The sequence below is a fragment of the Chitinophaga caseinilytica genome, from assembly GCF_038396765.1.
Taxonomy (GTDB): Bacteria; Bacteroidota; Bacteroidia; order Chitinophagales; family Chitinophagaceae; genus Chitinophaga; species Chitinophaga caseinilytica.
In genome coordinates this window covers 4,806,181-4,830,721 of the sequence record NZ_CP150096.1, presented here as the reverse complement: position 1 = coordinate 4,830,721, position 24,541 = coordinate 4,806,181, and the positions used below count along the sequence as shown (strand labels likewise).

Sequence of the window (24,541 nt, the reverse complement as noted above, 5' to 3'; positions counted from 1 at the left end):
TTAGTGACGCTCGTACCGGCAGCAGCCGGGCAGTGCCTGGTAAATGGAATCGGTGGCTTTGAAGGGACCGGAGTCGTGCCCGGACTGCGCGATCTTTTTGCGGATATCTTCCGGTTTCACGCTGGCGGAGTCGAACTTTACGGTCATCGTTTTGGACTGTACGTCCCACACGGCGCTGTTCACACCGGGCAGTTGCGCGGCTTTCTCGATACGTTTCTTACACATGTTACAATTCCCGGAAACGGTGAACGAGTCGGTCTTGAGGGCTTGGCCCACGGCGTTTTGCGCGGCGAACAGGGACATGGGAAGGACTATGAAAGAGAGGAACTTTTTCATGTTGAACAGTTTTGAAAAGTTGTTGGAATAGTAGGTTGGTCTTGATACGAAACGGTTGGGGATACCGGTATCAGATCCTGAAATGACAGTGGAGAATATGTGCCGGAACATGCGGCAGGGGTGGCGGTGCGGGATGCGCAGCAGGTGCCGCCGCGGGGATTTCATAAACCGGCAACGTCGTTACCGGGAACAGGGCCGCCTGCGACAGGGGCAGCATATCGGGCGCTACTTTCGACGACATTTGCTGGTCTTTTTCCAGCTTTACCGTGAGGTGAACATCTTTACAGCACTTTTTGGTGCAGGAAACCCCGCATTCATGCGTGTCCTCATCATGCCACAGGCTTACGTCCACCAGCTTTTCCGCACAGTAGTGCATATGGAAAGTGGCGCCGGTGGAAGTGCTCACGTAGAGCAGGGCCAATATGAGTGTGAGGAATTGCTTCATGCATTACAAAAATAGGCGGCCTTTCCGGGACAATCGTTACATAATTTTGCAAAGTTTTATATTTCGGGAGAACTGCGGGCTGTTTTACTTAATGCCTGGTACCGGATTCCCTGGTAGTCGGTAATTCAGGATGTCTTTCAAAAATGTTATATTTGAAGAAATAATAAGTAATATGTCGGAAAAGCAATCAAATAATCAAAAGCCCGACACTAAGTTAGTGGATATTTCAGGCGATGAAAGGGAACGGTTGAAGAGAAATATGTATCGTTCTGATATGGAAAAACTGCGTCTTTTTACGCAAATGCTGCGAAGGAACAACCTTTTTAAGAAAGCAAGAATTACCCATAAATCTTAATGCACGTTAATTTATTTACATGGATATTCTTGACGAAGAGTTAATAAGTTTCTGGAAGGCCCTCGCAGACAACAATGTGCGTTATATTATGGTCGGGGGATTTGCAACTCGTTTCCATGGAGTAGACAGAAGTACGGATGATTTGGCTATGTGGCTGGAAGATACGCCGGAGAATCGGAAGAATCTTGTAAAGGCATTTATTGGACTTGGATACGGGAGTGAATTTAGCTATCTCGAAACCATGCAGTTTGTTCCTGGTTGGACAAGTTTTTATGTCGGAACCGGGATCGAACTCGATATAATGACTTCCATGAAAGGCTTGGAACAACTTACTTTTGAGGATTGTTTGCAAATGGCCTCCATTGCTGATTTTGATACCGTAAAAGTGCCATTCCTTCATATAAATCACCTTATTTGGAATAAGCAGATAATTGGTCGCCCCAAAGATCAGAATGATGTACAGGAATTAGAAAAAATTAAAAGGATAAGGGAGGATGAAAGCCGCTCTGGCGAATAATCCATTCGGTTTCCTCTAAATGAAAATATGCTTAGTACCACCCACCAATCGATCATCGACGCAACAGAGAACTACGTTAAACAGGAACTGGCCGAAGCCGAAGGCGGGCACGACTGGTGGCACATCCACCGCGTGTGGCAATCCGCGCGCCAGATCGCCCGGCATGAAGACGTGGACCCGCTTATCGTGGAGCTGGGGGCGTTGCTGCACGACATCGCGGATTCGAAGTTCCATGATGGCGACGAAGAGATCGGACCGGCGAAGGCGGCGGCATTTTTGCGGAGCTTGCAGGTAGATGAGGCAATTATCCTTCCCGTCACCCAGATCATCCGCCACATTTCTTTCAAAGGCGGCAACGAAGCGCGGACGTACTGGTCGGCCGAACTGGCTGTAGTCCAGGATGCCGACCGGCTCGATGCCCTGGGGGCAGTCGGCATCGCGCGGGCATTCAATTACGGCGGTTTCCGCAATCGCGCGCTGTACGATCCGGCCATTGCGCCGGATATGCATATGACGAAGGAAGCGTACAAAACGTCCGCTTCCCCCACCATCAATCATTTCTACGAAAAGCTGCTGTTGCTGAAAGACCGGATGAATACCGCCACAGGCAAAGCCCTTGCCGAAGAACGCCATGTTTTCATGGAACGTTACCTCGAACAGTTCTACCGCGAATGGAACGGCCAGCAGGATTAACTACGCTACCGCCGTGCGGCAATATTTTTTACGGTATTCCTGGGGCGTGAGGCCCGTTACTTTCTTGAATACGGACCGGAAGGTTTTCAGATCGTTGTAACCCACGTCGTACATGAGCGTGCTGATATTCTGCGCGTTGCTTTCGAGGGCTTTTTTGGCGGATTCGATTTTCACGCGCTGGAGGTATTCGAGGGGGGTATTATTGGTGGCATTTTTGAACCGGCGAATGAAATTCCGTTTGCTCATGCTGGTTTGCTCCGCGATCTGCTCCACCGAAATGGGGAGATGGTAGTTTTCTTCGATGAAGACCTGGGCCCGGAGGATCTGGTCGTCTTCATGCCGGCGCTGGCCCTGGAACACCATGAAATGCGCCTGGTTGACACGGTCGATGTCGATGGAAAACATCTTGCTGAGCATCACCCCGATGTCTTTGTTACAGAATTTCTCTACCATGTACAACACGAGGTTGAGGCTGGAAAACGCCCCTCCGCTCGTATACACCCCGTCTTCGTCGGTGATGACCTTGTCAGACAGCACCTTGGCGCCGGGGTACCGCTGCTGCATGTCGGGGATCGCCTGCCAGTGGCTGGTACAGGTGCGGCCGTTCAGCAGTCCCGCTTCCGCGAGGAAATAACTGCCCAGGCAAAGACTGGCCACTTCGGCCCCGAGGTCCCGCATTTCCGACAGCCATGGCGCGATGCCTGCGTTCTTTTGCAGCACCTGGTCTGGCCGGCCGTGGAACGCCGGAACGATCACCAGGTCCGTCTCCTTCACGTCGGCCATGGATTTGTAACAGAAAAACAATGCAGGTACGTTCAGCTGGATATGCTTCACTTTCTCACTCACCAACTCCACTTTGAAGGGAGGCTCCTTGCCAGCCTGAACCGATAGCGCATTCGCGCCTTCAAACACATCCAGCACGCCAGCGATGGCCGAGAGGATGGCTTCTTCGTAAATGACCAGTGATACAGTTTTCATGGTGTTTCGTGCATTAACGACGGTAAAGGTAAAGGATTACCCTGTCACAAAACACCCCTCTTTTTGGCGTAGAAAGGCCCCCGGACACCAATATGTTTGTGTGTTGCGAACGGTTGTTTTTCAATAAGATATTGATAGATAATTGTATGAAACAAAACGGTGTCACAAATGCCCCTGCAACTTGTCACAGCGGCACGTTTGCGCCCCGTTGGAGATAAAGCGACGGGGCGCTCCTTCCGCAGGAACGCCCCGTACCGTTGGCGCAAAAGCACCCTTATTTAGCGAAAAAATTATAGAAATTGTAATCCGTCATGGGCGCGTCTTTATATCCAAGCCCACGGCCGATGGTCACGATCTGCCCCCGGTGGTAAGTGCTGTGGTTGAAAACATGCAGCCCGTATTGCACGAGGGGCCGGAATCCCTTTACCCAGGGCGAATCATAATACAGCTCGCCCGTTGCCGCTTCATCTTCCAGCGTATCCGTAAACGCGACCAGCCTTTCCGAAGTTTCCAGCAGCCCTTCGATGATCGAATCGAAATCACCGTCGTAATGCTCCGCATCGATGGGTGTATATTCCCGCTGGCAGATCATCGACAGCCAGTAATTCTCCGTAGCCCAGATGTGCAGCAACGTGGCGCGGATGCTGCTGAAGCTGGAAGGGACGGTTATGGCCATATTATCGTCCGGCTTGGTGCGGAGCCAGTTGGTAAGCGTGGTATTGGCCCAGAGGTTATATTGGGCGAAATCCTGCAACAGGGTGGATACGGAAAGAGCGGCGGTAGCGAAGGAGGTTTGCATGATATTTGGTTTTTTGTGTTTGTTGATACAAATGTCCGACCCGGTTTTGACAACAGTGTGTCAGCAGGATTTAAGAAAAAAAGATTTTTTTCTGCTGACATAGGGTTGTCACAGCCCCTGATTTCCTTTGTATCACAAACAAAAAATCACCTTTATATGAGCACCACTATCCAGGCTACGGCCAACACGATGACGCCCGAACAGATCCGCAAACATTGGCAGGGCCACCGCGCCCTGACCCGCCGCGTGATCGACGCGTTCCCCGAAAAGGAACTGTATGAATACAGCATCGGCGGCATGCGCCCTTTCGCCGCGATGGCCATGGAACTGGCGCTGATCGCCGCAAAAGGCACCAACGGCTTTTTGACGAACGACTGGAACGAGGCTACTTCCGAAAGCGTTTCCGCCCGTGTGAAAGATTATACGCCCCCGGCCACCAAAGCGGAGCTGCTCCAGCTCTGGGACGATATCACCGCGGAGATCGACCGCGTATGGCCCCAGATCGCGCCGGAACGCTGGCTGGAAACGGTGAACGCGTTCGGATACGGTGAGCAGCCGATGGTGGGCTCCTGGTTTTATTTCCTCGATAATGAGAACCATCACCGTGGACAAGGGTATGTATACCTGAGGTCCCTGGGCATCGAGCCTCCTCCGTTCTGGGAGCGTGCCATGATGTAATGACTTGCACCATGTAACTGAACTTCTTGCTGAAACAGGAGAAGCCCCCGCGCGGGGGCTTCTTTCGTTATTTCCATCGGCTATCAGGGCTGAAACTGGGGCAGTTTTGGTTGGGCCAGGATATCGTCTATCACGAACGCCGTATCCCGTACCGCTTCCGTCCACGGCGCCACGCGGATCAAAACGGATACCCCGTGATAGTTTTCCTGCTGCTGGTCCAGCGCAGCGATCCAGAGCGGCGTGCTTTGGCCGGGTACCGTCCAAACGGTGAACGTCGTATCTGCCGCTCCCGGCCTGAGCAAGGCGCGCGTGGGGAAAGTGGAACCATAGCGGAGCCGCAGCAGGCGGCCTTCGTTTTTGTTCACCGTCACACGCACATTCACTTTGCGGCCTTTGTAACCGAATTTGTTAACGATATTGTTCGTTTCCAAGTTAAGGAGGGTGCCATATCCGGTTTCCGCGATCTGGGCGCTGTCTGTATAGGCAGCCCTCAGGTAAAAAGTATTGGAATATCCATCGCCGTTCCAGGTGATGCGGTACTTGCCTTCGGCGTCCGTAATGGCGGTTGCCAGCTGGTTGCAGCTTCCGCTGCCGCCGAGGAACCCGGATTTGCATCCTGAAACATACAATTTGGCGCCAGGGATGGGGTTGCCCGTGTTCTGGTCGATCACCTGACCTTCCACATGGCCGGTCGCTTTCAGGTCTGCGGCCTTTTTACATCCTGCTCCTCCCAAAAAAACGAATGAAGCCAGGATCGGTATAATGATTTTCATGCTAGTCGGTTTTTGAAATGTTACTGGAGTTTGGGCAATTGGAGCATGTCTTCGATGACGATAAGCGTAGTTTCCGAATTGCCGGGGATGATGGGAAGGATTTTCCTTACGCCGCGGACATATCCCGCCGTTCTATCCTGCACCCCCAGATTAAGGATGTAATCCGAGTTTTTAGGGCCCCACACGCTGAAGGTCGTATCCAGCGGCCCGGGGAGCAAGATGCTGTTTTTGAAATACAGCTGCGGGCCTTCGTTTTTCCGGATCACGAGCCTGACCTTCGCGGAAAATGCGCGCATGGCTTCCATCCGTATCCGCGTTTTCTGGCCGGGCTGGATGTTGTAGGAAGTGTAGGGAAGGATGCTGTCGTTCGATGCTAGTTCCAGCCGGAAATTCTTCGAGCGCCCGCCCCGGAAAGTAAGGCTGTATTTTCCATCGGCGCCTGTTTTCATTTCATTGGCAGTTTCGCAATGGTAAGCATCGCCGCCCACCAGTTGGCAGGCATTGAGGCGGACGGTGACGCCGGCTACCGGTAGCCCGGTGTCCACGTCCACAACTTCGCCTTCCACAACGCCGGGCCGGTCTCTGTCCGATTTCTTGCAGGCGGCGAAAGTCATCGCGGCTGCCATCAGTGCCCAGGTCATGGATCGGGCTTTGGTTGTTGGGTAAAATGTAAGCATGGTTGCGGAGGTATGTTTTATAGGTTCGGATTTTTTTACATGGTGGCCATTGCGAAACATCTTCTTTTTCGATGTGCGTGAATCATCGCATGCTGCTTTGCGTAAAGTTTATTTTTATGGTTTCGAACATTTAATAGAGCTCGGGTAATTGCATCATATCCGGGATATCCACCACGATGGGCTGATCGTTCCCGGGAACGAATTTTAGTGGGATGGCCCGTCCGCGCAGGATGCGCTTCGCTTCGTCGTTCACCGCCACGCGATACAGCAAAGCCGGTTCCCGGAAGCCCCAGATCCGGATCGTGGTATCGATCGGGCCGCCGGGCGCGGGTTTGAAATTGAGCAGCAGCATGTCGCTCCGGTTCTGGCGGACGATGAGGTGCAGCCGCGCGGGGATGCCCTGCAAGGCCGTGAGGGTGACGTGCTCGCTGGCCCCGATGCTTACCCGGCGCGGGATTTCGTACCGGATGCTGTCGTTCGGCTCTGCCCGCACGTACCAGCCGGTGAGGCCGCTGCCTTCGAATGCAAATCGGAAGTGGCCGTTGGCGTCGGTTTTGGTCACGAGCTGCACGGCGCCCGTATCCAGGTACGGGTTCTTTACGTATTGGACGAGCTGGATGCTGGCGTTGGGGATGAGCGTTCCGGTGGATGCGTCCCTCAACTCGCCGGTCACCACGGTGGTTTGCACGGCCGCACTTTTCCTGCATCCGGCCAGTAGCTGGAAAACGAAGCAAATAACGGGAATGGTGAAAACTACATACGGGAAACGACGGCGATACATGAGAATCAGTTGCAGGGATGACGAAATAATGAATGACGCTCGGAATGTTGAACGGGGCGGGAGGGAAGAATGTTACATTTTTTTTAGATATTGTCGGTGGAAAAACCCGTTCTACCATGCAGCACCGATCGATATTCCTCCTGACCGTCCTCTTTTTCCTGCTGATTTCGGATACCCATGCCCAGGCGCCCCCGCTCCGCGTGGCGGTGGCCGGCATATCGCACGGCCATTCCGGTTGGATCCTCGGCAGAACGGGCAAGCCAGACATCGAAGTGGCCGGCATCTGGGAACCGGATACCGCCCTGGCCGCAAAGGCCGCGCGCCAATACAACATCCCCCGCAACCGGTTTTACACCAACCTCGCCGCTATGCTCGACGCCCTGAAGCCGGAAGCCGTGCTCGCATTCGGGTCGGTCTACGCACACCTGGAAGTCACGGAAGCCTGCGCGCCCCGGGGCATCCATGTCATGGTGGAAAAACCGCTCGCCGCCAACCTGGCCCATGCCCGGAAAATGGAAGCCCTGGCGCGGAAGCACCGCATCCACCTGCTCACTAATTACGAAACCAGCTGGTACCCCTCGGTGCATAAATCCCTCCAGCTCGCGCTCGACAGCAACTATACCGGCACCCTCCGCATGGCGCGCTTCAACCACGGCCACCAGGGCCCCAAAGAAATCGGGTGCAGCCCCGAATTCCTGGCCTGGCTCACCGATCCGGTGCTCAACGGCGCCGGCGCGCTCACCGATTTCGGGTGCTATGGCGCCAATATCATGACCGCCCTCATGCGCAACGAGGCGCCCGTGTCCGTAACCGCCGTCACCCGCCGGTTCAAACCCAAAGTGTACCCGAAAGTGGACGACGACGCCACCATCGTTGTGGATTATCCCGGTGCGCAGGCGGTAATACAGGCATCGTGGAACTGGACGTTCAACCGCAAAGACATGGAACTATACGGCACCCAAGCCGCCCTGTCTGCCCCGGACGCGGCCACGCTCATCCGCCGCGGCACCAGCGGCCGGCCGCAGGAAACCAAAGTGACGCCGGAAGAATTGAAAGTCTACACCGATCCGTTCGTGTACCTGGCGGCGGTAGTGAAAGGGAAGGAAACCGTGGCGCCGTGGAGCCTCTATTCCCTGGAAAACAACGTGATGGTGGTCCGCATCCTGGAAGCGGCGAAAATCTCCGCCAAAACCGGTAAATCAGTCCCGTTATGAGTTTGGGCATGACATTTGCCTGCCAAATTCAAATGTTAACAATTCCTTACCGGAATTTGTAATAGTATTGAACTAAATGCAGCACATGGAACCCAACGATCAGCCGGAGAAGCCAGTCATTTCCAGTAAGGTAGATGCTTTCTTTTTAAGCGTCTATGATATTTTCCGATTTATCAGCCGCTTTTTCCGCGAAGTGCTGCGCCCGCCGCTGGAAGTACAGGAATTCATCCGCCAGTGCTTCATGGTCGGCTACAAATCGCTGGCGCTGATCAGCCTCACCGGTTTCATCACCGGCCTGGTGTTCACGAAGCAAAGCCGCCCTTCGCTGGCGGAATTCGGCGCCACGTCGTGGTTGCCTTCTCTCATTTCCATCGCCGTGATCCGTGCCCTGGCGCCCCTGGTGACGGCGCTCATCTGCGCCGGCAAGGTCGGCTCCAGCATCGGGGCAGAACTGGCGTCCATGAAAGTGACGGAACAGATAGACGCCATGGAGGTGTCGGCCATCAATCCGTTCAAATACCTCGTGGTAACGCGCATCCTGGCCTGCACCGTCTGCCTGCCGCTCCTCATGTCGTACACGGCGCTCGTGGGCATGATGGGCTCTTTCCTCGACATCCACCTCAACGAACAAACCAGTCTCACCGCCTTCTTCAACAAGGCTTTCGCCAATATTTCCTTTCTCGACCTGGCCTCGTCTTTGTTCAAATCCATCTGTTTCGGGTTTACCATCGGCGTCGTATCCTGCTACCAGGGCTTCAACGCCTCGCAGGGCACCACCGGTGTGGGAAAGGCAGCGAATGTGGCGGTGGTAATATCCATGTTCCTGATCTTTATCGAAGAGATCGTGATCGTGCAAATCGTTAACTCGATCCGGTAAACACAGCATATGAAACCATTTACGCCAGAAATTGATTGGAACGACACCGTCATCAGCATCCGGGGATTGTACAAATCTTTCGGGGCCAACCACGTACTGCGCGGCGTAGACCTCGACCTGTTCAAAGGCGAGAACATCGTAGTGCTGGGGCGCTCGGGAACCGGGAAATCCGTCCTGATAAAGATCATCGCCGGACTGCTTAAACCGGATGCAGGAACGGTCAACGTTTTGGGGCAGGAAGTTCCCGATCTGGGAACCGTTGAACTGCGCGAGCTCCGCCTTAAAATCGGGTTCTGCTTCCAGAACGGCGCGCTGTACGACAGCATGACCGTCGGCGAAAACCTCGAATTCCCCCTCAAACGGAACGATCCGAAAATGACGGCCGATCAGCGCCGCAGATTGGTCGACATCGTGCTCGAGGCGGTCGGTTTGTCGCAAACGATCAACCAGATGCCGGCCGAACTGTCGGGCGGCCAACGCAAACGCATCGGCATCGCGCGGACGCTCATCCTGCGGCCTGAAATCATGCTGTACGACGAGCCCACGGCCGGTCTGGACCCCATCACCTGCACGGAGATCAACACGCTCATCAACGAAGTACAAAAAAGGTTCAAGACCAGCTCTATCATCATCACGCACGACCTTACCTGCGCCCGCGCCACGGGCGATAAGATCGCTGTGATGAAAGAAGGGAAATTTATCCGGCAGGGAGATTTTGATACGGTATTTTCCGAAGGTGAAGGCGATGAGCTGATCCGGGAATTTTATGATTACAATTTTATTCAGTAAGCCATGAACGATAAAAGCACAAAAAGAGGCGTCATCGTAGGCATATTCGTATTTATCGGATTGCTCATTTTCGTTGCAGGGATCCTCATCCTGGGTGGACAGAAAAAAACATTCATGTCCAGCCTCGGCGTAGTGGCCGTGTTCCACGACATCGGCGGCCTCGCGAAGGGCGACAACGTCTGGTATTCCGGAGTGAAGGTCGGCACCATCAAAGCCATCAGCTTCCTGGGGCACGACCGCATCCAGGTCCGGATGGAGATCGACAAGCGCAGCCGCGATTTCATTCATAAGGACGTGGTGGCCAAAGTGAGCTCCGACGGGCTGGTGGGCAACAAGATCATCGCGCTGTCTGGCGGAACGGCCGGCGTGCCGGCGGTGGAAGACGGAGATACCATTGCGGTGGTGACCGCCATCAGCAGCGACGAGCTGCTCGAAACGCTGCAGGTCAACAATAAAAGCCTCGTGGAAATTACCGGCAACCTGAAAACGATCACCAAAAAGATCGCGGAGGGAGAAGGTTCTTTGGGACGGTTGATTGCCAGCGATACGGTGTATAACGATCTGAAGGGCGCAATCGCCGGATTGCAGCGCACCACGGAAAACACCCGCCGCATCACGGCTAACCTGACCGACTATACGGGGAAATTACAGAGCAAGGGCTCCCTGGCCAACGATCTCGTGACGGATACCGTCGTGTTTTCGAACCTGCGCTCGTCGATGAGCCGGATCGAATCGGCGTCGAAGGGGATCGATAGTGTGATGAACAACCTCCAGTCCGCGAGCGCCAGCGTGAACGATAACCTGAAAAGCAGTAAAACGCCGGCTGGTATGCTGCTGAACGACGAAGCCACGGCGCAATCCCTCAAAACCACGATCAAGAACCTGCAATCAAGCACCTACAAGCTCGACGAAAACATGGAAGCGTTGCAGCACAACTTCCTGCTCCGCGGGTTCTTCCGCCGGCGCGACAAGGCGGAAGCCAAGGAACAGAAGCGCCTGGAGAAAGAAGCGGAACGTGCGCAGAAGGATTCTTTGTCCGCACAATAACTCCTATTTTCATAACGACCTTGTGGCCCGGCAGAACGATCTGATCAGACGTTCCCCCGGGCCACAAAGCGTTTAACTGCATTGCGCGCAGCCGGATTACACCGTTTGCCCTGTTTGTTTTATAACCGCTTTACCGGCGCTTTTCGGCAACAGCGCCATGGCCGCGAGCATCAATCCCACACCGCCCCATTGGAGCGGATTTACGGCTTCGCGCAGCAACAGGCTGGAGCAAAGCACGGCTACGGGCAATTCGGCAGACATGACGAGCGCGCTCAGGGAGGCGCCGATCTTCGGGATCCCTTTCGCAAAAAGCAATGGCGGCAGAATGGTGCCGAAGAAGGCCAGGAAGGCCGTCCACGGCAGGATCCCTGCGCCGGGGAGCGGCGTGAGCACGAGCGTCCTGCAATTGACGAGGAAAATCGCCAGGGAAGCGCCCGTCATCATCACGGCACTTTTGCGCACAGGGGGCACGTCCTGCCCGGCCTTGCTATTGGCGACGATAAAAACCGCGTAGAAAAAAGCGGACAGCAGCGCCAGGCCAACGCCTTTCCAGTAGCCAGCCGGAAATTGACCACCGGCCGAAATGCCCGACGATAAAAACGTGCCCGCAAGAATAAGCCCCACGCACAGCCAATGCCGGCTGCCGGGCCGTTGGCCGAAAAGCAGCCAGTCGAACAAAATCCCCATCCACACGAATTGCATAAGCAAAACGATGGCGAGCGAAGCAGGAATGAACTGCACGGAAACGTAATACACGAAAGACGTGAGGCCGATGGCGGCGCCCGTCGCCAGCAGCGGGGCGTTGATGCGGAAGCGCGATTTTTCCTTCAAAAGCGTAATGCCCCACAGCACGCACATGCCCGTGAGCGCCTGCAGAAAAGCAATGTGAACTGGGCCGAAACCCTGCCGGAACGCGAGTTTGACGAAAGTAGACAACATGCCGTAGCTGCATGCGCCGGCAAATACCATGAACATATATCTGGTCATCGATGATCGGGTTGGGGGAACGGCCGTGCGTTCCCGGATACAGGAAATCGTCCGGCGGAATGCCGGAAGCGGAAATGGGCGTGCAATAACGATCACGCCCGTTAAGTAGCGGGAAAAGCTGTATCAGACAACCCTTGGGAGGAATGGCAAAGCCGGCCGCAACGAATGGTGCGGCATTTTACGTACGTCCGTGAATCATCTGTGATTACAGCTGCACGGCAGGAGGAGGAGTGGAAGGATACTGAAATTGCATGTTTGTCTAAAGTTTCGGGTTACAATATAGCGAAATTCCGGGAATGCGTCAGTTGCGCGCAGGCAGCGGCACTTCGCGGTTGTACTTTTTACGGTATTCCACGGGCGAAAGGCCGGTCGTGCGTTTGAACAGCGTCCGGAATGCCTTGTTGTCGGTGTATCCCACTTCGAACATCACTTCCGTGATATTTTTCCGGCTCGTTTCGAACCCTTTTTTCGCCGCTTCGATCTTTACCCGCTGGATGTATTCGGTAACGGTGTTGCGCGTGGCTTTCTTGAAACGCCGCTCCAGGCTGCGCCGGCTGATCGCGAAGTGCGACGTGAGCTGGTCTACGGTAATGCGCTCGGCGAAGTTGGACTCGATGTAAGACTGGATTTCACGTACGGAATCGTCCGGATGGTCTTTCTGGCCTTTGAACATAATGAATGCGCTCTGGCTGTCGCGGTCGATCTCGATGGCGAAATATTTGGAGCAAAGGATGGCCACGTCGCGGTACGTGAATTTTTCCACCAGGTGCAGCAGCAGGTTGTAGAACGAGTTGGCGCCGCCGCTGGAATAGGTGCCCTTTTCGTCGGTGATGATCCGGTCGGGAACGAGCTCTACATTGGGGAACATGTCGCGGAAAAGGGGCTCCGACAACCAGTGGGTCGAACATTTCTTGCCATCTACCAATCCGCTGGCCGCGAGCAGGAAAGCCCCCACGCAAAGGCTCGCCACTTCCGCGCCGCGTGCGTGCTGCTGGCGGATCCAGGGGAGGAATGCTTCGTTGTCCGCGATCACTTCGTCCATATCGCCGTTCACGGCGGGGATGATGATGAGGTCGGTTTTGCGGAGGTCGGCGATCCGGGTGTCCGGCTGAACGGTGAAAAGGCGGTCGTACACCTGCGCCTGGTCCGTCATTCCCACAAACTGCACGTTGAACATGGGTTCTTCCCCAGCGGCGCGGAGAAACTCGTTGGCCTGCGTGAACACCCGGAACGATCCTTCGATACAGCCCAGCGCCACGGCGCCTTTGGGAATGAGAATGGAGATGTGCTTCATATGCCAAAAATAAGCAGAATAATTGGCGCAATCCACCCCGTATTTTGCCTTTTTTACACCCCCTTTTGTGAACATCGCCCGCTATTTTTGCGTTATCAATTCCCCCGCATGATCGAAGTATTCAAAACAGACGTAGTTTCGGAAGCCGTCGCCCGGCAGCTGGTAGCCGCCATTGCGGAAGTGCTGGAAGGGTGCCGCGCCAACTTCGACCTGGAAGACTGCGACCGCATCCTCCGCGTGTGCCGCGATGGCGCCGAAGTGGATCCGCAGGCGGTGATCGGCTTGCTGGAAAAGTCCGGATATCATGCGGAGGTATTGGAAGACGTTATCGCTCAATCTATCACATCATAAAAATACCTGCAACATGGCAACAATGAATCCTTATCTGAACTTCAACGGCAATTGCGCGGAAGCTTTCGAATATTATAAATCCGTACTGGGCGGTGAATTCACCGGTCCGGGCATGATGCGGATGAAAGACGCGCCTCCTTCGCCCGATATGCCGATGGACCCGAAAGACGCTGACCTGGTGATGCACGTGGCTTTGCCCGTTGGCAACAACGTTTTGATGGGAAGCGATTGCCCGCCGGCTTACGGCCCGGTGAACCAGGGCAACGCCAGCTTCGTGTCACTGTCTACAGCCGATGAAGCCGAAAGCAAGCGCATTTTCGACGGGCTCTCCGCAGGCGGGAAAGTGTCCATGCCGCTGGGGCCCACTTTCTGGAGCCCGCTTTTCGGGATGTGCACGGATAAATTCGGCATTCAGTGGATGGTGGGCATGGAGCACAAACCGCAATAATTCCGCTTTACGAAACGCAACAAGACATTTCGAAGCCTCCCGGGAACCGGGGGCTTTTTTTGGTGGGTAAAGCTGTTGGCTTGGAAGGCGTTATACACGCATTGAAATGTATTGGATTGATTTTCAGTGTTTTGATGTGATTGGATGAATGTTTTCCGTAGCTGGACGTACTTACCTGCAGGTCACCGGGGGGCGGGGGCTGGCGGGTTTCACCTATTTTTGCATTTCAAACCGGAACTATGGAATTAGGAATCAGCTCATTCGGAGAAATCAGACCGGAAGGTGTGAGCGGCGGCGCCCGCGCATCTTTCCTCGCCATGCAGGAACTCATCGCGGAAGCGCGCATGGCCGACCAGACAGGACTCGACGTGTTCGCCCTGGGCGAGCACCATCGCCCGGACTTTATCATTTCCGCGCCCGAAGTAGCCCTTGCCGGCATTGCTTCCGTAACGGAGCATATCCGGCTCACCAGCTCGGTAACCGTGCTTAGTTCCGCCGATCCCGTGCGCACGTTCCAGAACTTCGCCACGCTCGACCTCATTTCCGGCGGCCGTGCGGAGATCATGGCGGGCCGTGGCTCGTTCACGGAATCGTTCCCGCTGTTCGGGTTCAGTCTGAGCGATTATGATCAGCTGTTCATCGAAAAACTCCAGATGCTGCTGGAGATCAACGAAAACGAAACCCTCACCTGGAAAGGGAAATACCGCGCGCCGGTCACCAACCGGGGCGTATATCCCCGGCCATATCAATCTTCACTGCCCGTATGGATCGCCGCGGGTGGCACGCCCGCATCCGCCGTCAGGGCCGGAAAGCTGGGGCTGCCGCTCATCGTGGCCATTCTGGGCGGGCGCCCCGCACAGTTCGTCCCTTTCATGAACCTCTATAAAAAAGCGGCGGAAGAAGCCGGGCACGACCTGTCCAAACTGCAATTCGGTATCAACAGCCAAATGTATATCTCGGAAGATTCCGACCAGGCGGCCGATGAATTCTGGCCTTCGTACGAGGCGCTTATGAACCGCGTGGGCCTCGACCGCGGCTGGCAGCCCATCACCCGCGAACAATTCGAATACCTCCGTTTACCCGATGGCCCGCTCTTCGTGGGCAGCGTGCAGGAAGTGGTGGACAAGATCCTCCACCAGCACAAGCTCTTCGGCCATACCCGTTTCCTCGGCCAGCTCGTAAAAGGCTACATCGAGCCGGAAAAAGTACTGCGCTGCATCGAGCTGTTCGGAACGCGCGTGGCGCCCGCCGTGCGCGAAGCCCTCGGCAAAACGAAATCCTGAAAATATCAACGGGAATAAGGCGCCGCCGTCCGCCGATTCGCGGGCGGCGGCGCTGCGCTTGACAGGCAATGAATTATTGCTTACCTTGCAGCCATCAAAACAGGAAATGGTGTCTTCCTGACCCAAACCGCTGCTTCGCAGCTGATGGCGCCTGCAAATATTGACGGCTTCGGCCGGATGTTAAACTATTTGTAGGTATGAACGATTCAAATTCTCCCATCGACGTTTTCCACTCCAGGTTTTACTTCGCCTATTTTGCGCTCATCGCCCTGCCCGTGTCGCTTTTCACCGGATCGGCCGTGGCCTTGTTCCTCATTTCATTGGATGCTGTAACGGAAACCCGCTGGGAAAATCCCTGGCTGCTGTACCTGCTGCCACTGGCAGGGATCGGCATATGGTGGCTGTATCACCAGTTCGGGAAAAATTCCGCCGGCGGCAACAACCTCATTATCGACGAAATCCATGAGCCCGGCGGCGGTGTGCCGCTGCGGATGACGCCGCTCGTGCTGCTCACCACGCTCGTGACCCACCTGTTCGGCGGCTCCGCCGGGCGCGAGGGAACGGCCGTTCAAATGGGCGGCAGCCTGGCGTCGAGGATCGGCCGGTGGATGAAGCTGGACGAAGAAGATACGCGGGTCGTCCTCATGATGGGGATCGCCGGCGGGTTCGGCGCGGTATTCGGAACGCCCATCGCAGGTGCGGTATTTGCCCTGGAAGTGCTGGCGATCGGGAATAACAAATTGCGCGATTTCAAAGCCCTTTTGCCCTGCCTCCTCGCGGCGTACTTGTCTGACCAGGTTTGCCGGCTCTGGGGCGCCACCCATACGCATTACGCCATCCATTTCAGTGAAGCGTTCAATTGGCAGTTGCTCGGCATCACCATCGTTGCAGGCGCGGCTTTCGGGTTTGCCGGCCGGCTGTTTTCCTGGGCCATGCACGCATTGAAAAACATGTCCGGCAAAATATTCGTGAAAACGCCCTGGCTGACGCCGTTCGTGGGCGGCTGTATCGTGATCGCACTTGTTTTTATCGCGGGAACGGAGGATTATATCGGGTTGGGCGTTATCGCACAACATCCGGCAGGCATTTCCATCGTGAACGCATTTAAGGAAGGCGGCGTCGACCAATTCAGCTGGCTGTGGAAACTCGTTTTTACCGTGGTGACGCTGGGGATGGGGTTCAAAGGGGGAGAAGTGACACCGCTCTTTTTCATCGGGGCCACGCTCGGCAACACCATTGCGCTGTATACCGGGGCGCCGGTAGACCTGCTCGCCGCACTGGGCTTCATCGCCGTGTTCGCCGGCGCAACGAATACGCCCATCGCCTGCACGCTCATGGGCATCGAACTATTCGGCGCAGACAATGTGGTGTACTTTGGCGTGGCTTGCCTCATGGCTTATTTTTGCAGCGGCCACGCCGGTATATATTCCTCGCAACGCATCCATCACCCGAAGTTCGGGCGGTGGAAGTAATCCATTTCAGCAAACGGCGACGTAAATTTATTTTTGATGTCCAGAAAGATTTCAGTCCGACTTATACCCGTTTCAAACGATGCATCCATGAAAACAACCAACTACATCAATACGTTTATCGAAGTAGCGGAAGATTGTCCGGTAGCGGAAGGGGAAATCCCCCAGGCCAAGGGCGACAAAATCACCGTAGCGTCCTATCAGTTCGATATGATCATCGCCCATCCCTACAAATACACTTCCGACGATATCATTTTCAACCAGTACGCCGATAAGGAAGGTCTCGCCGGCCAGGCCCGCAAAGATGCCCGTACCGAATATTTCCAGAAGGGCCGCGCCTGTCTCCGCGCTTCCCCGTTGGGAAAACGCTATGGTTGGGGCATCCATTACGACGAACAGGGCCGCATCGCCATCTACGCCAAAGGCACCCCGGAATACGACTGCTTCCGCAATGACCCGGCACTCGAGCACACCAAAGCCATGCGCTCCAAAAAAGCCTGATCCTACGGCATCAGCTCCCGCAGCGACCGCAACGCTTCCCGCGCTTTTTCCGCGCGGGCGAGCCGGTTTTTGCCCGCGAGCGACAATACATCGTCTATAAACTCGAACACGCCCGCATCCGCCTGTTTCATCACCGGGTGCGCCGGCTGCCTGGCGGCCGACTGGTAAACGGTTTCCGCTTCCCGGAACGATTGGCTGGTGGGGTGCAAAAGATGCAGCCCCAACAGCAGGTGCCCTTCCGTAACGAGATGCCGGTAAGCCTGTCCGTCGAGCAGATCGACGGGATGCTGGCGATGTGCGTCCAGCGCCTGTTTCAGCTCCGATTCGGCAAGTTCTTTCGCCGGGCCCTGCGCGCCGGCAAGTGAAAGTGCGTTTTGCAGCAGGTAATAACAGGAAAGGCTATACGTTTTGGTGCCGTTGGTGTTCATATTGGCGGCGTCGCGGTAGCAATCGGCGGATGCGCGGTAGGCGGCTTTCTTCGCTTTGCCTTCGCTGAGGTAGGCCTTCCGTTTGTATGCGCCGCCGAGCAGGTGCAGCCTTTCCGAAGTGGCGCCCATGTTCCGCAGGAAAACGATGTCGCTGATGATGCGGTCCGTTTGCGCAATGAAGGTTTCGCGTTGTGCGGGGTCGGTTTTGAGCGCAGCGTCCGATTGGTATTGCTGCATAAGATGGGCGAGCCGCACGGCGCAGTAGCGCTCCACCGTAGCGCCGGAAAAGTTGGCCGCTTCGGCCTGCAGTAGTTGGGTGAATAGCTGGATGGCGGGGCCGTATTGCCGGAGGCTCGCGTAAAGCAAGGCTTCCAGCTCGGTAATGGCGGATGTGCGGATATTGTTTTCATCCACCCGCCTGCAAATATCTTCCACCTGCCGGAGCGTGTATTGCGGATCGCCGTCGCCAAGGTCAAGCGCGCTGAGGATGTTCGACAGCATGATCTCCGCATCGTCTGCCAGGAGGAACTGTCCGTATGTTTGCCGTGCGCTGCCACGGGGCTCCATCACATAGAAAGGATCGCCGTAGCACTGGTAGGCACCCCAGGTGTTGGTGCGGTGGCCATGCAAATCGAAAATGTGGCGGCGTGCGGCTTTCACCGCATCCCCGAAATTATTTCCTTCGAACAATTCTCCATATAGTTTCTCCGTAAAATCGAGCGCGGCCGCGTCGTCTACCGCCCATCCCGCTACGATCACGGCGCGTACGCCGTTGTTGATCAGTTGCGTCCCGAAGTTGGCGGCGAGCTGATATCTTTGCTGGTAGCGGGCTTCGGCTCCGCTGTCCATTTCACCGAGGAAACAGCAGTTCACGAACACGAACTCGGGAACGGTGGGGATTTGGTGGAGATGGGTGGTGTTGAGACAGGCGTCCGGACCGATGAGCATGCCGCTTTTGAGATAATTTTCCGGGTCGAAGACGCCATGGCCGGCGAGATGGATGATCTTGTAGTCGCGGGCGAAGAGGGTGGAAAGGATGTCTGCGTCGGATGCGTTGAGCAAGGGCCAGGTGTTGTAGTCCTGCGCTTCGAGGAGCTGTTGCACCTTGGCCCCCTCGTGCCGCGCGCCCGGCAGTTGGCTGAATGCTTCCTTGAGATCGGGATCGGCCACGATGAGCGCCGTCCGCGCCACGACGGGATTGATGCGGATGCGGTAGTCGCGCGTGGCGAGCTGGCGCACCATGCCGGCGTTCACACTGAGTGGCAATGCGTCGGAAAGCGCGTCCTGCAACAGTTCCCAGGGATATGCGGCGGTTTCGGTGTCTACGATCCAGTTGATGTTGCTCTGCCGTTTCACCTGCTCCTTAAAATCGTTGGGGATCAGCATTTCGAACATGGACTTGGCGAGCTGCGGGTTCCAGCGGTTTTGCCCGCTCATGGTATTGAGCAACGATTGCAGCCCGCTTCGTGAAATATGCAGGATGCGCTCTTCTTCCCGCGCTGCGTCGGTAGACATGGTGAAGCGCAACGCGCCCGACCCGTCGCCCGTGTCGCCGTCTTCCATCTGCCGCACCTGGATGCGCGTCCACCAGTCGCTGTTATTGTCGATCAGCATGCGTTCCCTGCTGCCGGGGCGCTTCACGATCGTCCTGTTCTTCCACAGGATATGCAATTGCTGCTTTTCCTCTTCCGCGATGTGGTTGATGGCCATGAAGCAGCTCATCGCCCGGTCGCGGTACATCTCGATGAATTCTATTTCGCCGACGGTAATGGCATTGTCGTAATTATCCCGGATTTTATCGTTCGCGGCCTGCACCCCTGCGATGACCGCGCGCACGGAACTTTCGATGCTTAATCCGCCATATCCGCAGCCGATCGCCAGGGCGCTGATGCCCACGGTACGTTTGTTCGTAGCTACGGATTCCGGAACGGCTATCGGACTATTGAAAATCGACAAATATTTCAGGATGGATTTTTCCACGGTTTGCGCCAGGAGCCATGGCGTCAATTCCCCCTGTTTTCCCAAACCCGTAATGATGGCGCCTTTGAACGGTGCTGGTTTTTCCACGATGAAGGTTTCGCTCGTGCCCGTTTCGCCGGGGTATAGGCCCAGGCCGTGCCTCCGCGCCAGTTCGCCCTGCAGGTACCTGTTGATGGATTTTTCGGCGGAAAAGAGGCCATCGTTCAGGAAATGCCCCACCAACACCGGGTGCGCCGCAAATTTACAGTCGCCGTTACTGAGCGTGATGGTAACGGGCACCGCGCCTTCGCGGTAAACGGTATCCTGCGGAAGCCCCAGCATGGAGCGTTCCAGGTTTTCGGGCGATAATCCGAAAGACAGTGCGGCTTTCTGGGGTTGACTTTTCCCGATGCCCCTGCTAACGGGCGGTTCGGTGCGCAACAGCGTGGTAGCGCCCGTGCCCAGGATTTCCCGGATGGCCGTAAAGAGCCGTTTGTCGCAGGGAAGGGCGCCGTAGGGAACATCGGTGAAATATACCTGCCCGTTTTTTTGCAGGTAAGCCGGGATGCTGTCGGCCCAGGGCGCGCTGCCGTCGCCGGCCGGGGTCCCGGTAAAGGTGAGCCGTCCGTCCGGCTCGATGCGGTGCCCGTCCGGCGTGAGGCGCCCGGCGGGCGATTGTCCGGCGATGAACGCGATACCGCTCGCATCGGCATGTTCCATGCCGGAACCTACATCCTCCCGGTACTGCGCGAAAAGCTGCAAGTTTTCGCCCGACGGCACCGGCCAGTCGGGATGTTTCAGTGCGATGCGCAATGCTTCCCACGCCGCGGGATCGGCATAATCGGCAATGGCCGTGGAAAAGGGAAGAAGGCACATCAGGCCGGGGAGGCCCGCAAACACTGCGGTGAGCTCGGCGGTGGAATGATGGAGATCGAGACCCGCGAGCTGGCGGATCACCGCATCTTCCCCGAAGAGCATCTGCGGAATGCGGTAAGTGCCGCCCAGCGGACTTCCCAGCAGCAACGCACTGCATCCTCCCTGCGCGCGCAAAGCCTTCCAGGTGTCCGGATGGCGGTAGGTCAGTTCACGGACGAGCAGGCCGCCCGTGCCATGCGCGAGGAGCTGCACGCGCAGCCCGGCCTGCAGGAGCACGTTCACTTTTTCGGCGAGCAACGCGCCTGTTTCCACCGGCGAGCGGCGCCAGTCGTAAGGGAAAGTCAGCACGTCGTGCGAAGTGAGGAGCGCATCGGCCAGTTCGGTGTAGGCAGAAGCGGGGAGGGCCTCTGCCACGATGGTTTTATTATCCATGGAAAGCTCCGTGAGCCCGCCTTCCAGCAATTCCCTGTAATCGGGCCAGAGCGTTTTTTGGCCGTTGCCCAGCCAACTGCCCAGCAGCCCCGGCACGAGGAGGACCACCGGCCTGCTGCCGGAAACCTGGTCGCGGACGAGCTTTCCGCCCGCCGCCACGCCGGTACGCAGCGCATCTCCTGCCATCTGCGCGCCCGTATTGAACCCGGCAACCGTTCCTTCACCGTCCGATTGGAGGGCCAGCAATAGCGCGGAGGCGGAACCGTTGTTGAAGAAATAGTTGAAATGACTGGCGTTCGCGCCCTGGTCCAGGAAATACTGTACCCGCTGCGGCACCCGGCGCGCGCCGTTGTACATGGAAGCGGTATCCACCACCAGGTCGTTCCCGGAACGGAAATACAGTTTCCCCAGAATAGCCGCCAGTCCGCGCCAGCCCGCACTGATCCGGCTGATCCCCGAAATAACGAACAACGGCGAATCGATCAGCGTTTCCGGCCCGGGATTGTTCAGCGCGCGGATGAAAGGCGATGCGGGCTGTTGTGCTTCCAGGCCCGGCAACGATTCCGGATCGCCTTTAGCCGCCACCAGCGCGCCCAGCAAAGCTTTGAACGCCTGGAATACCGGATGGAAGCCGGTTGCGAGCCCCAACAGGTTCAGGATCACGTTGAAATAATGGTCCAGCCGCCGCGATGCCAGCAAAGTGCCGCTGGCAGGGCATGCTACTCTAACTATTTTGGATATACGAAGATTTTTGTGCCGGAAAATTTCATCGAGGGAAGCGATGGCGGCAAGGTCGGCCGTGCGGTCGTGTTTGCGGAGGTACTCCTTTTCGACGGCATGAAAACCTACTTTTTTCCCTTCTGCGGAATAGCGGGCGAGGATATCGCCGAGGAGCCCGCCCCGCGAATGGGTCACGATATGCAGGTCTGCGCCATCAGGCAATTGTTGGGCCAGCTCCGTCACATTCTGGAGGGGCGACAGCGTGAGCGTCCGGTGCTGATAGGCCAATATCCGCGGCCCGTACATCTTGCGGAGGCTCTTCCAGGTGTCGGTGTCCCGGAGATCGCCGAATGCTCCGGCGAAACTGGAGGCCGTGCCGTGGATGAAAAGCAGGTAAGGCGCGGTTTCTCCTTCCGGCAACGATGCGGCTGTCAAAAGCAGATCGTCGCCGGCCGGCAGCAACCCATATTGGCCATTGGTCTGCCGGTCTTCCAGTTCGCCGGCGAGGTCGCGGATAACCGGCGCAGCGGCTTTCTTGACGAAAACCTCCAGCAATTTGACCGCCAGCATGGGCATGGCGCCGCGTTCGGGAAGATCGGTGGTCAGCGTGCCGGGGAAGCGGTACACTGCTGTCCCGCCGCGCTGCTGGACGGCCGTTCCGGGAAACAGCGACTCCAGTTGCGCGGGGTCGCAATACCAGATGGTGTCGTCGTCGAGCGTAATGGCGAGGATGTGCTCCTCCGTTACGGGGACCGTGTGTTCTTCCTGCGTGCCGCGCTCTGCGCCACTTAGCTGGAAACTGGCCAGGTGAGAAAGCCCCGGTACATCGGCGGAAGCGGGGCGGCGGGTGCCGTATAGATGCAATTCGTTGATAGACATGTTCGTGCGTTTCCGGTAAACGGGATCTTTTTTGGGGTGGACTTATCTGTTATGACTGTTTATCTGTTTCCGGCGAAGCCGGGAAGGCCGCCGTGGGGTTGAATCATGCTGCGAAATCGTATGCGCTTTCACAGGGTGTGCACTGCATGGAAAAATGCAGGCGGCAGGGATATGGGACATGGTATCGGGCGTATTAACTGTTCGTAGTAACTCCCGTAAAAATAGGCATTTCTTTTCATTGGAGGATGGGCATAAAAACGGCCTGCCTCCGCCCGTTGCCGGGGGAAGCAGGCCGCAGGATGTGCCCGGTCGCAATCGTTACCTGCTTTGCCGGGCGGGCGGGTTCCCGAAAACGGAAGCCGGTTTTATCTGGTCGTAAGGCACCACGCCCGTCTGTTCCGCCCATTGGAAATAGGCGGCAGACAGTTCGTTGACCACCTGGCGGTTTTGCTGCGCCACGTCGATGGTTTCCCCACGGTCTTTTTCTAGGTCGTACAGTTCCCAGCGGTATTGCGGATAGCCGGAAACGAGTTTCCATTTCCCTTTGCGGACGGCCCTGTTGCCCGCGCGCTCCCAGAAGATGGGCCGCTCCGGGTCGATCTCGCGGTTGTTGAATAACAAACCCGCCAGGCTCACGCCCGCCAGCTTATTGGGGGTAGTGCCGTTGAAAGTAGACGGGTACTTTGCCCCGGCGATCTCGTAAAACGTGGGCGCAAGGTCGATCAGATGGCCCGTCCCCTTTGCAATGGCGCCCTGCGGCACCTTGCCGGGGAACCAGGCGATGAAAGGACTGCTAATGCCGCCTTCGTACATATTGTTCTTGAACGCCCGGAACGGGGAGTTCGACACGAACGACCAATTCTTGCCCTGCGATTCGAACGATCCCGCGGTGCCTACCGGCCCGGAATTCCGCCCGGCTTTCTGCCCGAAATGGGCCACGTCTTCCGCAGGCGCTCCGTTGTCGGAGATGAAGACGATCAGCGTGTTGTCGTCTGCGCCGAGGGCTTTCAGTTTGGTGAGCACCTGTCCCACGCCCTGGTCCATCCGGTCAACCATCGCCGCGAAAACTTCCATCTTCGCTTTCCATAACTGTTGCTGGTCGAAGGTCAGGTTGTCCCAATCGGGAACGGAGGAATCGCGCGGGGCGATGGTTTGACCGGCCGGCAAAAGCCCCAGCTGGCGCTGGCGGGCGAGGCGCTCACTGCGGAGGGAATCCCAGCCGATGTCGTACCGGCCTTTGTATTTGGCGATATCTTCCGGAAGTGCCTGCAGCGGCCAGTGTGGCGCGGTGTAGGCAAGGTAGAGGAAGAACGGTTTGCCGGATTTGTGCTGTTCATCGAGGAAATCCACTGCGTGGCGGGTGATCTCATCCGTAAAATAATAACTGCCGGCGGCGGGTTTGATGCGCCGGTTGTTTTCCAGCAGCACCACCGGGTAGGCGCGGCCGCCCAGCGGCATCGGTTCGGGATCGAAATAGTTGGCGCCGCCGCCGATCACGCCGAAGAACCGGTCGAAGCCGCGCTGCACGGGCCAGGAAGTACTGTCGTTCCCCACATGCCATTTCCCGGAAAGCAAAGTGCTGTACCCGTTTTGACGGAGCACTTCGCCGATGGTGAGGCTTTGCCGGTTCAGGAAACCCTGGTACGCCGGCAGCCCGAGGTTGACGTCGAAATATCCGACGCCGGCCTTGTGCTGGTATTGCCCCGTGAGGAGCGAGGCGCGGGTAGGGGCACAGATGGAATTATTGTAGAATTCCCGCAGCCGCAGCCCTTCTTTGGCCAGCCGGTCCAGGTTAGGCGTACGGATCTCGGAACCATAACTGCCCAGGTCGGAATAGCCCATGTCATCGACCATGATGAGGATGATATTCGGTTTTTTAGGCTGACTTTGGGCGAAGAGCGGCGCCGCTTGCAAGACTACCGCCAGAGAAATCAGATATTTTTTCATGTTGGATG

23 protein-coding genes and 1 riboswitch are annotated in these 24,541 nt (G+C 56.6%); of the genes, 12 read left to right on the top strand and 11 right to left on the bottom strand.

Translation table 11 applies throughout. The features are described 5' to 3' along the window. A complete protein-coding gene (locus WJU22_RS19890; RefSeq protein WP_341839918.1) occupies positions 1-336 on the bottom strand; it encodes a heavy-metal-associated domain-containing protein in 336 nt (111 codons plus the stop codon). A 70-nt stretch (positions 337-406) separates the two neighbouring features. Next, complete coding sequence (locus WJU22_RS19885) at positions 407-781, bottom strand: HYC_CC_PP family protein (protein WP_341839917.1); 375 nt, start codon at positions 779-781, stop codon at positions 407-409. A gap of 374 nt (positions 782-1,155) precedes the next feature. Here WJU22_RS19885 and WJU22_RS19880 point away from each other — a divergent pair, with 374 nt between their 5' ends. After that, entirely contained in the window at positions 1,156-1,653 is a 498-nt protein-coding gene (locus tag WJU22_RS19880; protein ID WP_341839916.1) for a hypothetical protein, read from the top strand. 27 nt (positions 1,654-1,680) lie between these two features. Next, the gene (locus WJU22_RS19875; RefSeq protein ID WP_341839915.1) at positions 1,681-2,346 is read left to right on the top strand and encodes an HD domain-containing protein; all 666 of its coding nucleotides are present in this window, start codon (positions 1,681-1,683) and stop codon (positions 2,344-2,346) included. Here the strand turns inward: WJU22_RS19875 and WJU22_RS19870 are convergent, their stop codons facing one another. Both WJU22_RS19870 and WJU22_RS19865 read right to left on the bottom strand, forming a co-directional pair. Continuing rightward, entirely contained in the window at positions 2,347-3,324 is a 978-nt protein-coding gene (locus WJU22_RS19870) for a GlxA family transcriptional regulator (protein ID WP_341839914.1), read from the bottom strand. A 274-nt stretch (positions 3,325-3,598) separates the two neighbouring features. Beyond that, positions 3,599-4,123: a DinB family protein gene (locus WJU22_RS19865; protein ID WP_341839913.1), complete on the bottom strand. Its 525-nt coding sequence runs from the start codon at positions 4,121-4,123 to the stop codon at positions 3,599-3,601. A gap of 156 nt (positions 4,124-4,279) precedes the next feature. Here WJU22_RS19865 and WJU22_RS19860 point away from each other — a divergent pair, with 156 nt between their 5' ends. Then, positions 4,280-4,801, top strand: a complete 522-nt coding sequence (locus WJU22_RS19860; RefSeq protein WP_341839912.1) for a DinB family protein — start codon at positions 4,280-4,282, stop codon at positions 4,799-4,801. An 83-nt stretch (positions 4,802-4,884) separates the two neighbouring features. Here the strand turns inward: WJU22_RS19860 and WJU22_RS19855 are convergent, their stop codons facing one another. From WJU22_RS19855 to WJU22_RS19845, 3 genes are all read right to left on the bottom strand, one after another. After that, entirely contained in the window at positions 4,885-5,574 is a 690-nt protein-coding gene (locus WJU22_RS19855; protein WP_341839911.1) for a hypothetical protein, read from the bottom strand. Positions 5,575-5,594: 20 nt separating this feature from the next. Further along, entirely contained in the window at positions 5,595-6,215 is a 621-nt protein-coding gene (locus WJU22_RS19850; protein ID WP_341839910.1) for a hypothetical protein, read from the bottom strand. Positions 6,216-6,381: 166 nt separating this feature from the next. After that, entirely contained in the window at positions 6,382-7,032 is a 651-nt protein-coding gene (locus WJU22_RS19845) for a carboxypeptidase-like regulatory domain-containing protein (RefSeq protein ID WP_341839909.1), read from the bottom strand. Positions 7,033-7,148: 116 nt separating this feature from the next. On the opposite strand from WJU22_RS19845, the gene WJU22_RS19840 reads away from it, so the two are divergent. The 4 genes from WJU22_RS19840 (at position 7,149) to WJU22_RS19825 (ending at position 10,959) form a co-directional block, all read left to right on the top strand. Continuing rightward, complete coding sequence (locus WJU22_RS19840) at positions 7,149-8,246, top strand: Gfo/Idh/MocA family oxidoreductase (protein ID WP_341839908.1); 1,098 nt, start codon at positions 7,149-7,151, stop codon at positions 8,244-8,246. Positions 8,247-8,331: 85 nt separating this feature from the next. Next, positions 8,332-9,123: an ABC transporter permease gene (locus WJU22_RS19835; RefSeq protein WP_341839907.1), complete on the top strand. Its 792-nt coding sequence runs from the start codon at positions 8,332-8,334 to the stop codon at positions 9,121-9,123. A 9-nt stretch (positions 9,124-9,132) separates the two neighbouring features. Then, a complete protein-coding gene (locus WJU22_RS19830) occupies positions 9,133-9,912 on the top strand; it encodes an ABC transporter ATP-binding protein (protein ID WP_341839906.1) in 780 nt (259 codons plus the stop codon). A gap of 3 nt (positions 9,913-9,915) precedes the next feature. After that, entirely contained in the window at positions 9,916-10,959 is a 1,044-nt protein-coding gene (locus WJU22_RS19825; RefSeq protein WP_341839905.1) for an MlaD family protein, read from the top strand. 96 nt (positions 10,960-11,055) lie between these two features. Here WJU22_RS19825 and WJU22_RS19820 read toward each other — a convergent pair whose 3' ends face one another. Next, entirely contained in the window at positions 11,056-11,946 is an 891-nt protein-coding gene (locus WJU22_RS19820) for a DMT family transporter (RefSeq protein WP_341839904.1), read from the bottom strand. Between the two features lie 301 nt (positions 11,947-12,247). Continuing rightward, on the bottom strand, positions 12,248-13,240 hold the full coding sequence (locus WJU22_RS19815; RefSeq protein ID WP_341839903.1) for a GlxA family transcriptional regulator: 993 nt from the start codon (positions 13,238-13,240) through the stop codon (positions 12,248-12,250). A gap of 108 nt (positions 13,241-13,348) precedes the next feature. Between WJU22_RS19815 and WJU22_RS19810 the strand changes: the two genes are divergently transcribed. The 5 genes from WJU22_RS19810 to WJU22_RS19790 all read left to right on the top strand — a co-directional run bounded on the left by WJU22_RS19810 (position 13,349) and on the right by WJU22_RS19790 (position 17,292). Then, positions 13,349-13,591, top strand: coding sequence for a hypothetical protein (locus WJU22_RS19810; protein ID WP_341839902.1), 243 nt, complete (start codon positions 13,349-13,351; stop codon positions 13,589-13,591). A 13-nt stretch (positions 13,592-13,604) separates the two neighbouring features. Next, positions 13,605-14,039, top strand: a complete 435-nt coding sequence (locus WJU22_RS19805) for a VOC family protein (protein WP_341839901.1) — start codon at positions 13,605-13,607, stop codon at positions 14,037-14,039. A gap of 239 nt (positions 14,040-14,278) precedes the next feature. Further along, complete coding sequence (locus WJU22_RS19800; protein WP_341839900.1) at positions 14,279-15,322, top strand: LLM class flavin-dependent oxidoreductase; 1,044 nt, start codon at positions 14,279-14,281, stop codon at positions 15,320-15,322. A 93-nt stretch (positions 15,323-15,415) separates the two neighbouring features. After that, positions 15,416-15,483, top strand: a riboswitch (Fluoride riboswitch). Between the two features lie 36 nt (positions 15,484-15,519). Beyond that, a complete protein-coding gene (locus tag WJU22_RS19795) occupies positions 15,520-16,794 on the top strand; it encodes a voltage-gated chloride channel family protein (RefSeq protein WP_341839899.1) in 1,275 nt (424 codons plus the stop codon). 87 nt (positions 16,795-16,881) lie between these two features. After that, positions 16,882-17,292 carry a DUF6157 family protein gene (locus WJU22_RS19790; protein ID WP_341839898.1) on the top strand — a complete coding sequence of 137 codons (411 nt, stop codon included), beginning with the start codon at positions 16,882-16,884 and terminating at the stop codon, positions 17,290-17,292. A 2-nt stretch (positions 17,293-17,294) separates the two neighbouring features. Here WJU22_RS19790 and WJU22_RS19785 read toward each other — a convergent pair whose 3' ends face one another. Next, positions 17,295-22,586, bottom strand: a complete 5,292-nt coding sequence (locus tag WJU22_RS19785) for a DUF7379 domain-containing protein (protein ID WP_341839897.1) — start codon at positions 22,584-22,586, stop codon at positions 17,295-17,297. Positions 22,587-22,904: 318 nt separating this feature from the next. Further along, complete coding sequence (locus tag WJU22_RS19780; protein ID WP_341839896.1) at positions 22,905-24,533, bottom strand: arylsulfatase; 1,629 nt, start codon at positions 24,531-24,533, stop codon at positions 22,905-22,907. Positions 24,534-24,541 lie beyond the last annotated feature (8 nt).